Annotated in this window: 13 protein-coding genes; all 13 read right to left on the reverse strand. The window is 47.3% G+C overall.

What is annotated here, in order from left to right; translation table 11 throughout:
• Positions 1 to 10: 10 nt before the first annotated feature.
• Positions 11 to 2,143, reverse strand: coding sequence for a TonB-dependent receptor plug domain-containing protein (locus tag JEU20_RS05085; RefSeq protein WP_198243937.1), 2,133 nt, complete (start codon positions 2,141 to 2,143; stop codon positions 11 to 13).
• Positions 2,144 to 4,510 (reverse strand): EAL domain-containing protein, encoded by a 2,367-nt coding sequence (locus tag JEU20_RS05090; protein ID WP_198243938.1) that lies wholly within the window; start codon positions 4,508 to 4,510, stop codon positions 2,144 to 2,146.
• A complete protein-coding gene (locus JEU20_RS05095) occupies positions 4,503 to 5,018 on the reverse strand; it encodes a YfiR family protein (RefSeq protein WP_198243939.1) in 516 nt (171 codons plus the stop codon). The genes JEU20_RS05090 and JEU20_RS05095 overlap by 8 nt, the downstream gene beginning before the upstream one ends.
• A gap of 119 nt (positions 5,019 to 5,137) precedes the next feature.
• Complete coding sequence (locus tag JEU20_RS05100; protein ID WP_245395111.1) at positions 5,138 to 6,457, reverse strand: M18 family aminopeptidase; 1,320 nt, start codon at positions 6,455 to 6,457, stop codon at positions 5,138 to 5,140.
• Positions 6,454 to 6,861 (reverse strand): peptide-methionine (R)-S-oxide reductase MsrB, encoded by a 408-nt coding sequence (gene msrB, locus JEU20_RS05105; RefSeq protein ID WP_198243940.1) that lies wholly within the window; start codon positions 6,859 to 6,861, stop codon positions 6,454 to 6,456. Before msrB ends, JEU20_RS05100 begins: the two co-directional genes overlap by 4 nt.
• 52 nt (positions 6,862 to 6,913) lie before the next feature.
• The gene (locus JEU20_RS05110) at positions 6,914 to 8,533 is read right to left on the reverse strand and encodes an ArnT family glycosyltransferase (RefSeq protein ID WP_214657285.1); all 1,620 of its coding nucleotides are present in this window, start codon (positions 8,531 to 8,533) and stop codon (positions 6,914 to 6,916) included.
• A gap of 49 nt (positions 8,534 to 8,582) precedes the next feature.
• On the reverse strand, positions 8,583 to 8,879 hold the full coding sequence (locus JEU20_RS05115; RefSeq protein WP_198243942.1) for a lipid-A-disaccharide synthase N-terminal domain-containing protein: 297 nt from the start codon (positions 8,877 to 8,879) through the stop codon (positions 8,583 to 8,585).
• On the reverse strand, positions 8,879 to 9,601 hold the full coding sequence (locus JEU20_RS05120; protein WP_198243943.1) for a glycosyltransferase family 2 protein: 723 nt from the start codon (positions 9,599 to 9,601) through the stop codon (positions 8,879 to 8,881). Before JEU20_RS05120 ends, JEU20_RS05115 begins: the two co-directional genes overlap by 1 nt.
• Positions 9,602 to 9,646: 45 nt before the next feature.
• Positions 9,647 to 10,867, reverse strand: coding sequence for a beta-ketoacyl-ACP synthase (locus tag JEU20_RS05125; protein ID WP_198245898.1), 1,221 nt, complete (start codon positions 10,865 to 10,867; stop codon positions 9,647 to 9,649).
• Entirely contained in the window at positions 10,867 to 11,592 is a 726-nt protein-coding gene (fabG, locus tag JEU20_RS05130; protein WP_198243944.1) for a 3-oxoacyl-ACP reductase FabG, read from the reverse strand. Before fabG ends, JEU20_RS05125 begins: the two co-directional genes overlap by 1 nt.
• 2 nt (positions 11,593 to 11,594) lie before the next feature.
• Positions 11,595 to 12,029, reverse strand: coding sequence for a hotdog family protein (locus tag JEU20_RS05135; RefSeq protein WP_198243945.1), 435 nt, complete (start codon positions 12,027 to 12,029; stop codon positions 11,595 to 11,597).
• The gene (locus JEU20_RS05140; RefSeq protein WP_198243946.1) at positions 12,022 to 13,200 is read right to left on the reverse strand and encodes a beta-ketoacyl-ACP synthase; all 1,179 of its coding nucleotides are present in this window, start codon (positions 13,198 to 13,200) and stop codon (positions 12,022 to 12,024) included. Before JEU20_RS05140 ends, JEU20_RS05135 begins: the two co-directional genes overlap by 8 nt.
• Complete coding sequence (locus tag JEU20_RS05145) at positions 13,188 to 14,411, reverse strand: NAD(P)/FAD-dependent oxidoreductase (RefSeq protein WP_198243947.1); 1,224 nt, start codon at positions 14,409 to 14,411, stop codon at positions 13,188 to 13,190. The genes JEU20_RS05140 and JEU20_RS05145 overlap by 13 nt, the downstream gene beginning before the upstream one ends.
• Between the last annotated feature and the right edge of the window lie 32 nt (positions 14,412 to 14,443).

A 14,443-nucleotide genomic window follows, 5' to 3' on the forward strand; every position in this document is an offset into this window, starting at 1 on the left:
ACTTCCCGTCCTAGAAATTGACCTTCATTTCCAGATAAAAGCTTCGACGCGGAATCGGTATGTAATTCGGATAAGTACTAATGGCAGGGTCACGCCCCTTGCTATCCAGCAGATTACGCACGGAGCCGGTCAAGTCGATAACGCCTAATAATCTTTTGCTATTGAGGGTCAAATCCATCGTCGCATAATCGGTCAGATCAGGCCGGTTTCCCTGATCATTGATAAACCGATGCCCAACCCAGTTGACCTGAGTCTGTAGTTGCCACTGAGGCAAAAACTGCCAGGAAAGCGCAGAATAAAGTTTGTGTTCCGGCTGCCAGGCAACGCATGTTTTTGTCGCCAAATCGCGCGCCTGCTGCCAAGCATAATTGCCTTTAAAGCGCCAGTTCGGCAGAAAGAAGCGCCAGTCCCATTCAAATTCAGCGCCATAGGCATCTACTCCCGGTTGATTTGACACTTCTGCAACCAAACCGCTTTCTACTGAACTGATAGAATCCCGGATTTTATAATAATAGATATTCATCGTCGTCCGTAACACCTCATCCGGCCGATAATCAAATACCAATTCCACCGTTTCGATTTCTTCTGGTCTAAGTGCCGGATTGCCGGCAAAAAGCTGACTGTTTTTCTGAAATTGCTCTAAAAAGCTCGGTGCCCGAAACGCCTGGCCGTAAAGCAGCTTGGTCGTCAATTGTGGCGAAACATCCCAAATCAACGCTGCCCGTGGGTTAAAGGTACTGCCAAAATCTGAATATTCATCATAACGAATACCGGCTGTCAAATGCCAATCAGGCGCAATTTGCCATTCATCCTGCAAAACAAACGACCATATGTCGCGGTGATGATCACCCAAAAAGGCATCACCCGTACCAGTCAAATCCACCAAAGCGCCGCCCGGCGACGACACACCCACCCCATAATTTCGACTTTCTCTGGCAACAATGCCTTCGTAACGATACCCTGCTGAAAATTGCCATAAATGCTGCTTCCAGCCACGATAAACCGTCGTAAATTGACTACTGGCCACTTGGTTTTTCAAGCCGATCTGTGATTTCATTCCATCAGAAAAAAACTGTGTCTTAACAAAATTTGTAAGATTCAAATTATTCTGAGCATCCAGCGGCGCTACTGAACCTGCTGGCAAATAAAAAAACAAACCGTTAATTTCTGTTTCCAGATAAGTCGCTTTTGCCTTTAACTCCCAATCCTGAAACCAGTCCTCACTGGAAAAACGCAAATCGAATAAATAACTTTCACCATCAATATTCCCTCGGTTATCCAATGCACCACCAGCTCCGGCTCGGGTTCCTAAATCAACATTGGCATAAGCCCAAAAATTAAATGCTATATATTTTCGCTGTGCATTTAAATGCGCATTCCAGCGCTTGGCTTGTGTTTGCATTGGCCCAGGTGCTAACGAAGCCGATGTTCCCAATTGTTGATCCAGCTGGCTCTGCAAATCGAACTCGACTATCCGTTTATCATCAACATTATTATGAGAAAACTGTAACGATGCTGCAATATCCCAGCCTAACAGTTGACCACTTTGCTGTCCCCAGATACTTTGGGTATCATAACTCCCACCTCTGATACCCATCACTGTACCATCAATATCTTTGGCTTTTTTGGTGATAATATTGACCACACCGGCAAAGGCATCTGCACCATACAAAGCTGATCCAGGCCCCCTTATCACTTCGATACGCTGAATGGCTTCTACCGGGATTTCCATGCCGGCCATTAAACTGCCTTTATAAGGCACATTGATCCTTGTGCCATTCATCATGAACAGCACCCGGGAGCCGGTTGAGTTATTAATGCCGCGTAGACTGTAAATATAATCATTGGTAACCGGTTGAATGGAGGCAACCATGCCAGGTACGGTCTGCAACACCTCATGCAAGTCGGTGGCGCCCATGCGGTCGATTTCATCTGCCGTGATCACGGAAGTAACCGCCGCTGAGTGAATCAGTTTTTTGGCGGTACCACTGGCAATGGTGACCGGAATGGATGCCAATTCCGCTGGCGATAAGGCAAACAGGTCTTCCGGCACATCTGATTTAGCATAAGCGTTCGTCATACCGACAGAAAACATAAAACTGCTATAGACGACTTTTTTTGCCAGCTGATTCAAAAATATCATTTATAACTCATCCAATGGCACGGGCTTGGCAATACCATAGCCCTGTGCGTAGTCCACACCGATTCGTTTGAGTTTAGCCAGAATCTCGTCATTTTCAACAAACTCGGCAATTGTTTTCTTCTGCATGACATGGCCGATTGTGTTAATTGATTCGACCATTACCCGATCAACCTCATCATGCAAAATATCTTTGACAAACAAACCATCGATTTTCAAATAATCGACGGGCAGGTTTTTCAAGTATGCAAATGATGACAAACCGCTACCAAAATCATCTAATGAAAATGAACTGCCTTTATCCTGCAGATCTTTAATAAACATCCTGGCAGAACCTAAATGACTGATCGCCGCTGTTTCGGTGATTTCAAAGCAAATTTTCCGCCGAGGTATTTGCCAATCCTGAAATTGTTGATCAATAAAAGCCAGCATTTTTTCATCCGATAACGACAAGCCGAATAAATTAACCGAGCATTGCAACAAATCCGCCAGAAACAAGGGATGCTCGGCCAGCCAGCAAAATAAATTCCTGATCACCCACTGATCCAGAGCAACGGCTAGATTGTAGCGCTCAACTGCCGGCAAAAAAGCACCCGGCGGGATAATATTGCCTTTATCATCACGATAGCGAATCAAGGTTTCAAAGTGCTTTCCTTCCTTTTTTCCTGAAATCGGCACAATCAACTGGCCATATAATTGGAAGCGGTCCTCTTCCAGCCCACGTTGGATTTTCTCCACCCATTGCATTTCGCCCTGACGGCAGGCCATTTCTTCATCATCGGGTCGAAAAACATGGACCCGGTTGCGCCCTCGCTCCTTAGCGGCATAACAGGCCGAATCAGCTTCTTTTAACAGTTCGACAGAATTTGCACTGGTTTTATTGATCATCGCAATACCAATACTGACACCAATATTAAAACTGCGATCCTCCCAGCAAAATAAATAATCCCGAATGGCATTACGCAATTTTTCACAGACCTGAATCGCCTGCTGTGCCGAACAATCGATCATCAAAATACCGAATTCGTCGCCACCTAGACGCGCCAACAAGTCTCTGTGTCGAATATTTTTTTTAAGCAAGTCGCCAATTTGCCGCAATAATTCATCGCCGGCCATATGTCCGCAGGTATCGTTTACCACTTTAAATTGGTCTAAATCAAGATAACATAATGCGTGTTCAACCTTCTCCTCAGACAAATTATCAACGACTTGCTGCAAATAAACATCGAATTCTGCACGATTGACCAAGCCAGTCAAAGCATCATGACTGGCTTGATAGGCAATTTTTTCCGCTAACTCGCGTGTTTCTGTCACATCTTCACACACCAGCAATAAATTCTGCTCACCGGTATTATTATCAATCAATAGCCTTGCCGATTCTCTAGCCCAGATAATGCGTCCGTCTGGGCATACCTTCCGTATTTCTTCCTTATAGACTTTATGCGGATTAAGACGACATAATTCAAACATGGACTTACACGCGGTCACATCCTCAGGATGAATAAAATCAAAAATCACACAGCCACGTAAATGATCGGCTTTCAAATCCAACTGTCTGGCACCAAAGCGATTAACCGATAAGATAACGCCCTTCAGATTCAAATGAAAAATCATGGTCGGATTATTATCGAAGAGCGCTAAAAAGTTATTTTTTACACTCACCAACGATTTGTTCTGATGCTCTACCGTAGCAATCATCGTGTTAAATGCATCAACCAACACGCCCAATTCATCATTACTGCGTTTCTCTGCACGATGCGAGTAATCACGTTGGTGACTTATTTTATGTGCCACCGCTGCTAAATCGGCTATCGGTCGGGTAACGCGACCTAGCAATGGCGCCACCATAACAAACGCACCTAAAGATGCGCCTAGCATCACCAGCAAAACTAGCGAAATATGCTCCAATTGTTGCCACAGAGGCCCCCTTAAACTAGCCTTCATATACAACCAACCGATAGTCTCATCATCCAATATGACAGGTTGGTATATATTCAATTCGAAGCGCTGAAACTGGGATATGGCATTTTCAATTTTTTTAGGGCAATTTTGCCAGTCAGGCTCATGCAATACCGCTAAAATATGTTGAGAACGATCATACAAACAAGCTGTTTCAACAACGGCCAAATCATTAAGCGCCTGTAGATTCTCTTTAGCGACATCCGCATCATCGAAACTCAATGCCGCAGTACTGCGGTTAGCGATCAAGCTGGCCATCGCCAATAAATCTTTGCGGCTTTTTTCTTTAACATCCGAAATGGTCAATATCACCAAAATAATCGCCGCTAGCAGCAACGACAGCACGCTGGATAATATTAAAATAGCCAGCAATTTGGATTTAATTAAAAAGCGGTCAAACAATCTATTCATGTTCGCCTTCCTGAACCACTTCAGCCACTTCCAGTAATTTAGCGCTGATTTTGAGTCCACTTTGCCTCAATGTCGTCAAATTGATCTGCAACCGAACCCGTTGTTCAACGATGACAAAGCCAATCATACCGCCCTCGCGAATAAAAAAAGGCTGGCTGCTGACGGTCAACGCATGTTCAATGGACTTAATCACTAAAACACCTGCCGGCTTTTTCTGCAAGTGGAAACGCGCATTTTCGGCTAAATAGAGTATCTGGCACGCGGTATTTAAGTTTTTTAACGATTTAATCGGTCGCAAATGAATGGGTTTGCCTTGCGCTTTCCGACCTTCTAACGGCGCCAATAATTCTGTAACGCCATCCTGCCCGAGTAAACAAATCGTAAACTTGTCTTCGGGGATTTCTGGCCAACTGATAAATTTCGTAAAATTATAAAGATAGGCGGCCTTAATCTTATCTTCCAGGCGCGTTTGCGCCATTCCTGTCGTGATGACAAGAAAGCTAAGCAAAAAGACTCTGAAAAAGATCATGTAAATCGTATCCTATCCACTTTATGATTTTATAGACGACCGTTATCAATAATTAAGACGCTAATAATAAATAATAGTTGAAAACACGCGTGAAACGCTCATTTTCTGTAAAAAGACCGCAAAACATGAATTAAATCACGGTGATCGAACACGCCTGCGCTTTCCCGAATGCTATGCATCGCCCACATTGGGTTGCCAATATCGATACTGCGAACACCCAGGCGCGCTGATAACATAGGCCCGATGGTGCTGCCGCAGGGGATATCACACCGATGCGAGTAGTGTTGCCACGAAACGCCCGCCTGCTGACAGCATTCGATAAATAATGCACTTGATAGACTTTCTGAGGTATAACGCTGATTGGCATTGTGTTTGATGACAGGCCCTTGATTCACCAGTACCTTATGTTCTGGCTCATAGGCATTCGCAAAATTGGGCTGCCAGGCATGTGCCATATCAGCACTGATAAGAAAGCTCTGCGCTAGTACTCTGAAAAAATCAGCGTCACTAACCCCAACAGCCAATGCCATGCGCTTCAAACTATCTGTCAGAAAAGCGCTATCTGCACCCTTATGACTCTCGCTGCCAATCTCTTCATGATCAAAAAACGCACAAACCAGTGTATTACCACTGTTCAAACAATCGTCATCCAACAGTGCGACTAATGCGGCATGGCAAGATGCTAAATTATCCAGTTGACTGTTCGCGATAAACTGATCTTTATCGCCCCAGAACGTACCTTTCTGGGTATCATAGACATTTAGCTCCCAACTCAGAATTTCAGCATCCATCAATCCAGCTTGCTCAGCCAAAAGTTCGGCAAAGTAATCAGAACCCAGCTCTTGCGTAATTTGCTCTGCAATCAGCAGCGGCAATTCGTTTTGCTTGTGTAATTTCAAGCCCTCTTCATTGACCTGTCGATTCATATGAATGGCTAAATTCGGCAGTCGCAATAACGGCCTCTCAAAACAAATATTTTTTACCGCAATGTTGTGTGCACCCGCTTTATAACTAATTCGCCCGGCCAGACTTAAATCCCGGTCGCTGAATGTTGCCAAAATTGGCCCGCCATAAATTTCCACGCCTAACCGTACCAAATCACCCGATGTTATCACGGGCTTGGGTTTAACCCGCAGGCCTGGGGAGTCGGTATGTGCGCCAACCATTTTAAACCCGGTTTCGGTCAAAGGCTTGTCGCCTACTACAAACGCAATCAATGAAGAGCCATCCCGAATCACATAATAACGTCCACCTTGCTGTAATGGCCAGGGTTCAGCTTCAAGCAACGGTTTGAACCCTGCCTGCTGCAACTGGGTAACCATGCTATCGACCGCATGCCACGGACTCGGACTGGCATCAATAAAGTCTAGTAGCTGCTGTGCATAGGTTTGCGCTTGAGTCATATCGCGTTCTGTCATTCTCCATCCTCAACGTTTGTTGGCACAAAATCCAATGCCGCCGAATTGATGCAATAGCGCAGCCCGGTAGGTGCCGGCCCATCTGGAAACACATGGCCTAAATGCGCACCGCAACCGGAACACACGACTTCAACCCGCCGCATGCCATGACTGTTATCAATGACCTCCCGAATTGCCCCCGCTTCGGCAGCATCATAAAAACTCGGCCAGCCCGACCCCGAATCATATTTGGTCGCAGCATCAAACAACACCTGCTCGCAGCAAACACAACGATACCGCCCCGGCGCTTTGGTATGTACATATTTACCGCTGAATGGTGCTTCAGTCGCCTTATCCCAGCATACTGCCATCTGCTCTGGATTAAGCTTACCCTGGTATAATTTCTTTTTGTTTTCGGCTGTCATGCTTGCCTCTTGTTCAAAATCAGTGAATATCATGTCAACAACATCTTGTCGTTCAGCGCCCCGATAATTGCGCAATAAAAATTTCCGCCGGCACAAAAACAACCCGCCTACCCTTAAAGGGATAGGCAGCTAAAACGTGCATTTCGGCATCCTCGGAGACCACTTGCAACACGACCGTATTTGGATATTTTTCCAGCCATTTTTTCAGACTGGCGATCGTTTGCATTACAGGAATAGGCTGAATCAAACGGCCGACAAAATTATATTGGCCATGATATTTTGCGATATAAAACACCACCGGTATGTTGTCATTTTGTAGCTGTTTTATCTTTTCTGCCGCAGGCGCCATATCATAGCGATAACCTAATACCGAAAAGGCTGCCGCTTCAATCATCAAAAACAACAATACGCTGGCCACACTAATAATAATCCAGGTTTTTGGTGTTCTTAGCCATAATAAAAGTATCGCCCCCGCAACTATGCCCATCCCCCAAAGTGGCGACAATGACGAAAACTCAGCTTTTATTGGCCAATATTGATTGATAAACGGCAGTGCTGTAAGCAAAACACCTAAAAGGCCGTAAAACAGCGCAATACCCAACGGCCTGTTGTCTTCACGATGCGCTAAAGCATGCGTGAGTGCGGCAGAAATAAGTAAGGCAAACCCCGGAACCAGTGGCAACCAATAATGCAAGCGTTTACCACTAATCAATGAAAACGCAATAATAACCGGCACGATCCAAGCCAGGATAAAGCGAATGCGGGTATCGCCAATCTGAATAGCCCGTAAGCCTTGCCAAAACGGTCGCCATAACAACCACGGCAATAATAATAGCGGCAACCACTTAAAATACCACCACCAGGGTAATTGATGCGCAAAGGACTTTACAATCCGACCACTGGTCTGACCCCAGAAAATGGCCTGTCGATAGGCTTCACCGCCCTTGAACCCGGCTGGAATTGCCCAGGCTAGCGCTATCGCCGCACCGATTAAAACAGCGACAAACACACCACCATACCACTGACGCCAACTGAAATTTTTTGGCCTTTCAAGCCACCAGGGTGCCAGTAATGCCAGGGGCAGAACATGCAACAGAATAACCGGGCCTTTGCTCAAAATGCCGCCACCAATCGCCAAGCTTAACAGCAGCCAGCGTTGCCAGTTGAGTCCACAGCGCGCTAGTTTCAATACACTATAAATCCCTAATAGTGCAAAACAGGCTAACATCATGTCAAACATGGTCAGGCTGCCATACAGCATCCATAAGAACATGCCTAATAAAACCCATTGCACTTGGAACATGGTTTGTGGGTGCTGCGGCCATAACAAACGCGCAATTTGGCCTGTTAAATACAGCCCTGCCAGGGAAAACAACGGCCCAATAAATCGTATGGCGGTTTCATTAACACCTACCACAGCCCAGACCAAATTGATTAACCAAAATAACAATGGCGGCTTGTGGCTGTAAGTTTCACCATTTAAATGTGGCACCCAATAGTCATGATTCAGCCACATCTCCCAGGCCACCGAGACATAACGCGTTTCATCAACAGGAAACAACGGCCGCACAGTAATGCTGACCGAAGTCAGCAGCAGCCAAACAAAAAAAATCCAGAATGCCTCTGGAATACGCTTTAACATAACGCTTACCTGTGTCAGATGCGATAACATAAGCACTGCATTAAGTCTGCTGCAATGCCACAATTATTGAAAATGTTGATCAATCCGAGGTTTTTTCATCCGGCCGTTCAAAGTCTTCTCGGTGATAGATAATAAAATAAAGGTTTCTGAAATAAATAAACAAGCCAGTTGCCTGACCAAGGATAAACACCGGGTCTTGCTTGTGGATGGCATAGCTGAGTAATGTCACGCCACCAGCAATGCTGAAATACCAGAACGCTACCGGAAAAACACTTTTCTTTTCCCGCTCACTCTTTAGCCACTGTACCAAAAAACGCGCCGAAAACAGCCCCTGCCCCAAAAAACCGATCGCTAACCAAATCGTTTCTGAATCCATTATTTAACTTCCTCGGCAATAGGGCGACTCGCGCGTTTAATCAGCCATATAACACCCATAATATCGATAATACCGACCCATAGCCGACCCCAGGTGCCATATTTTGACACGCCTCGCTGCCGGCTGCGGTGATTGACAGGCTCTGATACCACACAACCGCCTTCACGAATAATCAATGCCGGTAAAAATCGGTGCATATGATCAAAATACGGTAACGCCAGGAAGCGCTCTCGAAAAAACACTTTTAAGCCACAACCTGTATCGGGTGTATTGTCTTTCAGCAAGAAACTGCGCACAGCATTCGCCAGTTTAGATGAAAAAATACGCCAGGCTGAATCCAAACGCTTTTGTCGCCAACCCGCCACCAGCCAGACATTGTTCTCAGTTTTATTGGATGTCAACACCCGATACAAGCGCGGAATATCGGCCGGATCATTCTGACCATCACCATCCAAAGTTGCAATCACAGGCAAGCGGGCATAGCGAATCCCGGTTCTGACGGCAGCACTTTGTCCGCAGCTTTGCTGATGACGAATGACACGCAGTGCGCTAACTTCGGCTTTAGCCTGCCGCAGCCGTTCGGCGGTTTCATCCTGACTGCCATCATCGACATAGATAATTTCATAGTCTTCGGCATCGACCATCGCCTGCTGAATTTCGCCGATTAACGGCAGGATATTTTCCGCTTCATTAAAAACGGGAACAACAATCGAAACTTTCATCAAAAACCTATCTAAATATAACGCTGAATCGTACGATTATACTCTTCAGACTCGTTTGAATACCAATGCCGTATTGATGCCACCAAAGGCAAAATTATGACTGACGACATATTCACACGATTTTTTGCGTATGCCACCGATAATATAATCAAGTTCGGCACAGGCAGGGTCGATGTTTTCCAGGTTTGCGGTCGGATGCAGCCAGTCTTCCTGAATCATTCGTAACGTAGCCCAGGCTTCAATTGCGCCGCAGGCGCCGAGGGTGTGACCGGTATAGCTTTTCATAGAACTGATGGCTATATTTTTTCCATAAACCGCCGCTGTTGCTTGGCTTTCAGCAATATCCCCCAGTTCAGTCGCTGTGCCGTGTGCGCTAACATAATCAATCGCTGCCGCCGGCAAGTCGGCATTTTCCAGCGCCAGTCGCATAGCGACCTGCATGCTGTCACTATTGGGCTGGGTTACATGCAAGCCATCGGTATTGGTGCCAAAGCCAACGATTTCGGCATAAATTTTTGCACCACGACTTAAGGCATGCTCCCGCTCTTCCAGAATGAAGGTGCCCGCACCTTCGCCAATCACCAAGCCATCACGATCACGATCAAACGGCCGCGGCGTTTTATCCGGCTCATCGTTACGCAAGCTAGTCGCATACAACGTATCGAATACGGCCGCTTGCGCCGGTGACAATTCATCGCTGCCGCCAGCAAGCATCATCGTCTGCAGGCCTTGTTGTATGGTTTCATAGGCATAACCAATGGCTAAGCTGCCGGAGGTGCAAGCCGTCGAGGTGGGAATAATACGGCCCTTGATGCCAAAATGTAGCCCAATATTGACGGCAGCGGTATGCCCCATCATGCGGATATACGATGTCGCATTCATACTTCCGGTATCTTTCTTCAACAACATTTTGGTAAAGTCAATCAAGCCATCGAAACTACCGGAAGAGCTGCCATAGGCTACGCCGGTGCGGCCATTCTGCAAGCATGGTTCACCCAACAATCCAGCATCTAGCAAGGCTAGCTCTGAAGCATAAACGGCCATCATCGCCACCCGCCCCATGCCGCGTACCTGTTTACGACTGTAATGCGCCGGCCGCCTAAAATCAGTCGCCGCAGCAAGACGGGTATTTAGCCCTTGATAACATTCCCAATCTTTCCGATATTGAACGCCAGTATTTTGCGCTTTCAGTCTAGCCGCAACACTCTCCCAATCATTGCCAATCGGCGTCAACGCTGCCATCCCTGTAATCACCACGCGCTTCATCAGCACAGCCCTCCATTGACGGCAATCACTTGCCGGGTAATATAGGCGGCCTCTTCAGACATTAAAAAGGCGACAGCAGCGGCCACTTCTTTCGTTGTGCCTACTCGCCGTGCTGGAATCATGTTTTTAATTTCATCTAGCGCTACATTTTCCAGCATATCGGTTTCGATCAAGCCAGGCGCGACACAGTTCACCGTAATTTTGCGTTTGGCCAGTTCCAATGCCAAGGCTTTAGTTGCGCCAATAATCCCAGCTTTAGCGGCGCTGTAATTAACCTGTCCGCGGTTCCCAATCAAGCCGGAAACAGACGATAATGTGACGATACGGCCGGGTTTTCGGCGCTGAATCATCGGCATGATGAGTGGATTCAATACATTGTAAAAGCCATCCAGATTGGTCCTCAGCACCTGGTCCCACTGCTCGCCGCTCATCGCAGGAAAAGCGACATCATCGCTGATTCCAGCATTACACACTACGCCATAGTAGGCGCCATACTGCTGCATATCCTGATTCAAAACCTGCTTGCACTGCTCCCGATCACTCAAATCAAACTGCAAAATACGCGCCTTTCGCCCAATTGCCTTAATCTGCGCCACCGTTTGTTCAGCCTGCGCCAGGCGACTGCGACAATGCACGACAATATCAAACCCTTTATCTGCCAAATATACTGCAATCGCCTTGCCAATTCCTCGACTGGAACCGGTTACCAATACTGTTTCGCTCATGTTTACACCTGCTCCTGTGTTGTTGCGGGCGGCTGATAGACATTCAGTTTGGCACTCGCCTGCACGCCATCGCCTGACAGCGTGCACTCAAACACAGCCAACGCCTGATCCTGCATCAACTTTGTCACCTTAATCGTCAATACCTCACCAACCCTGAAATATGGCCGGTCTGATTCATAACGCCGCGTTCCTAGCAAAAAACCGGAACGCACCGGCCTTCCGGCCCTGTGATCTTCAACGCCGGTGAACGCAGCAATGGTTTGCGCCATATATTCAATCCCTAACCAAGCGGGAACCTCTTGCCCTCGATCAAACAAGCCATCTTGTCGCACGACAACCTGTGCGCACAGTGATTCTTCATCGCAATCCAGCACCTTATTCAACAATGACATTTTGCCGCTGTGTGGAACTAACGCATCAATGTCAAAATCATTCATGACGTGAAATAATGATCGAGATATTGTTTCCACCGAAGGCGAACGAATGGCTTTGACAATGCATGACACGTTTAGTTAGCCCTGGCTGAACATAGTTTAAAAGCGGTAACTCCGGATCGATTTGATCACCGTTTATATTCGGCGGCAATAGCGTTTCACCCTGCCTCAGCAACTGCCAGCACAAGGCCAATTCAAGTGCGGCAGCAGCGCCCAAAGCATGTCCGGTCATTCCCTTGCTAGAACTGACGGGGGTCTTATCGCCAAATATCATGGCCATCACCTGGCTTTCCATCGCATCATTTAATGGTGTCGCCGTGCCATGTAAATTAACATAATCAATCTGCTCTGGGGCTAGCTTAGCCTGGCTTAGAGCCATTCGGATAGCGCTTATCACTGCCTCTCCAGATGGATCGGGTGCAGAAAAATGATAGGCATCACTGCTAGCCCCGATGCCAGCCAATTTAACCGGCCCTGGCTGTTTGCTCAAGATGAACAATGCCGCTGCTTCAGATAGGTTAATACCATCCCGGTGTGCGCCAAATGGCTTACATAACCCTGCAGAAACCGACTCTAATGCCATAAAACCATTGACGGTAAAGCGACATAAACTATCTGCGCCTCCGACAATAACTGCATCACATAAATCCAGCGCCAACAGTCGCCGTGCCGATGCCAGGGCGCGGCCACTAGATGAACAAGCTGTTGATACGGCAAATGCCGGCCCTTTCGCCCCCACAATCTGCGCCAGAAAATCGGCTCCTGCCCCCAGTTGTTGCTGTTTATAATGAAACCAGGCGGGTTTTTGTCCACTTTGCGCAACCTCCGCCAACGCCCGTTCGGTATTTCGCACACCAGAGGTGCTGGTGCCGAGAACGACACCGATACGGTCGGACGAATATTGCCGTCTTAGGTTATCGATACTTGTTTCGATTTGCGCCAGCGCCGCCAGCAATAATTGGTTGTTGCGACAATCGTAAAGCCTGTATTGGGCTGGAATCTTAGGCAATTCCTCTTCAATACGACCCACAAAAACTGGCCGTCCCGGGCTGTAATATTCGGTTCGTTGCAAGCCGCTGCGATCGCCACACTGAATTTTATGCAACAGTGCCTGACCTGAGCCTGTCGCTGACACCACGCCCATAGCATTCAAATAATAATTTACAGGCGACATAATTCCACCAGTGTTTTAAGCCGAGGCTCGGCATTTTTGACATAAGGATTCTCTTCGTCCCAGACGTAGCCAGCCAAAATCGCACAAATCATTTGTTTAATATTCGCTTGCTGACGTTGATAAAAAATAACATCCTGCAAACCACCCTCGTACCAGGCGCGGACAAAGGTTCTGAATACATCGACGCCCTTCTGTAGCGGTTCAGCGAAGGACTTTTGCCAATCCACTGCCTCACCATTAAGCTGTAAATCTACCGCATCGGCGGCCAACACAGCCGATTTCATTGCAATGGTAACGCCGGAAGAAAATACCGGATCCAAAAATTCGCCAGCATTACCTAACAAGGCATAGCCAGGGCCGAACAATCGACTGACATTAGCGCTATAGCCTGTCAGGCTATTGACCGGCGTATCCCAAACCGCATTTTCCAATAATTTCGCCAGCCCCGGCTCTTCCTGCACAATATCCTGAAACAAGATCGCAGCATCAGTGTCGGTGCGGTCGAAAAAACCTGGCTCAGCCACCACGCCCACACTGACACGGCCATTACTGAACGGAATCAGCCAATACCAGACATCCCGGCATTCAGGGTGCACGATAATCCGAATCAGGTTGCGATCATAGTTTGAGTCACGGATGCGGTCTTCACAATGACTAAACATCGATTGTCTAATTGGGAAGTTAGACGGTTTTTCAAGTCCTAAAAGCCTTGGCAAAACCCGGCCAAAACCACTGGCATCCAATACGAAATCAGCTTCCAGACGGTATGCTTCGGAATTGGTTTGAATCATCAGGCATGGTTTGCCAGCATCAAAATCAGCCGCAATTACTCGCTGTCGCCAGCGTATCTCCGCCCCTTTTTTTTCTGCTTCATGCGCCAGTACATGATCAAACCGGTCACGCTGAACTTGAAAGGTACTGTCAAAACCATGTCCAAATTTATCCGAAAAACAAAACTCGGTCTGTCGCTCGCCCTGCAAAAAAGCGGCGCCGGATTTCAGCTGAAATCCGGCTTGCTCGACCGCCGGTAACATCCCAGCCTGTTCGATAAATTCCATGCATTGTGGCAACAGGCTTTCACCGATACTGAAACGTGGAAATTGCTGACTCTCGATGAGGGTTACACGATGGCCTTTTTGCAGCAGGCAAGCCGCCGCAATAGCACCCGCAGGCCCCGCCCCAATAATGGCGATGTGTCCGCTTTCAGACATAGCTGCTTTTCAATCCAAAACGACTATTATAG

Source organism: methane-oxidizing endosymbiont of Gigantopelta aegis (assembly GCF_016097405.1).
Lineage (GTDB): Bacteria > Pseudomonadota > Gammaproteobacteria > Methylococcales > Methylomonadaceae > Methylomarinum.

Bases quoted from the DNA above. Each gene is read 5' to 3' on its own strand.
- JEU20_RS05085 (WP_198243937.1), bottom strand. From the start codon at position 2,143: ATGATATTTTTGAATCAGCTGGCAAAAAAAGTCGTCTATAGCAGTTTT.
- JEU20_RS05090 (WP_198243938.1), bottom strand. From the start codon at position 4,510: ATGAATAGATTGTTTGACCGCTTTTTAATTAAATCCAAATTGCTGGCT.
- JEU20_RS05100 (WP_245395111.1), bottom strand. From the start codon at position 6,457: ATGACAGAACGCGATATGACTCAAGCGCAAACCTATGCACAGCAGCTA.
- msrB (WP_198243940.1), bottom strand. From the start codon at position 6,861: ATGACAGCCGAAAACAAAAAGAAATTATACCAGGGTAAGCTTAATCCA.
- JEU20_RS05110 (WP_214657285.1), bottom strand. From the start codon at position 8,533: ATGTTATCGCATCTGACACAGGTAAGCGTTATGTTAAAGCGTATTCCA.
- JEU20_RS05115 (WP_198243942.1), bottom strand. From the start codon at position 8,879: ATGGATTCAGAAACGATTTGGTTAGCGATCGGTTTTTTGGGGCAGGGG.
- JEU20_RS05120 (WP_198243943.1), bottom strand. From the start codon at position 9,601: ATGAAAGTTTCGATTGTTGTTCCCGTTTTTAATGAAGCGGAAAATATC.
- JEU20_RS05125 (WP_198245898.1), bottom strand. From the start codon at position 10,867: ATGAAGCGCGTGGTGATTACAGGGATGGCAGCGTTGACGCCGATTGGC.
- fabG (WP_198243944.1), bottom strand. From the start codon at position 11,592: ATGAGCGAAACAGTATTGGTAACCGGTTCCAGTCGAGGAATTGGCAAG.
- JEU20_RS05135 (WP_198243945.1), bottom strand. From the start codon at position 12,029: ATGAATGATTTTGACATTGATGCGTTAGTTCCACACAGCGGCAAAATG.
- JEU20_RS05140 (WP_198243946.1), bottom strand. From the start codon at position 13,200: ATGTCGCCTGTAAATTATTATTTGAATGCTATGGGCGTGGTGTCAGCG.
- JEU20_RS05145 (WP_198243947.1), bottom strand. From the start codon at position 14,411: ATGTCTGAAAGCGGACACATCGCCATTATTGGGGCGGGGCCTGCGGGT.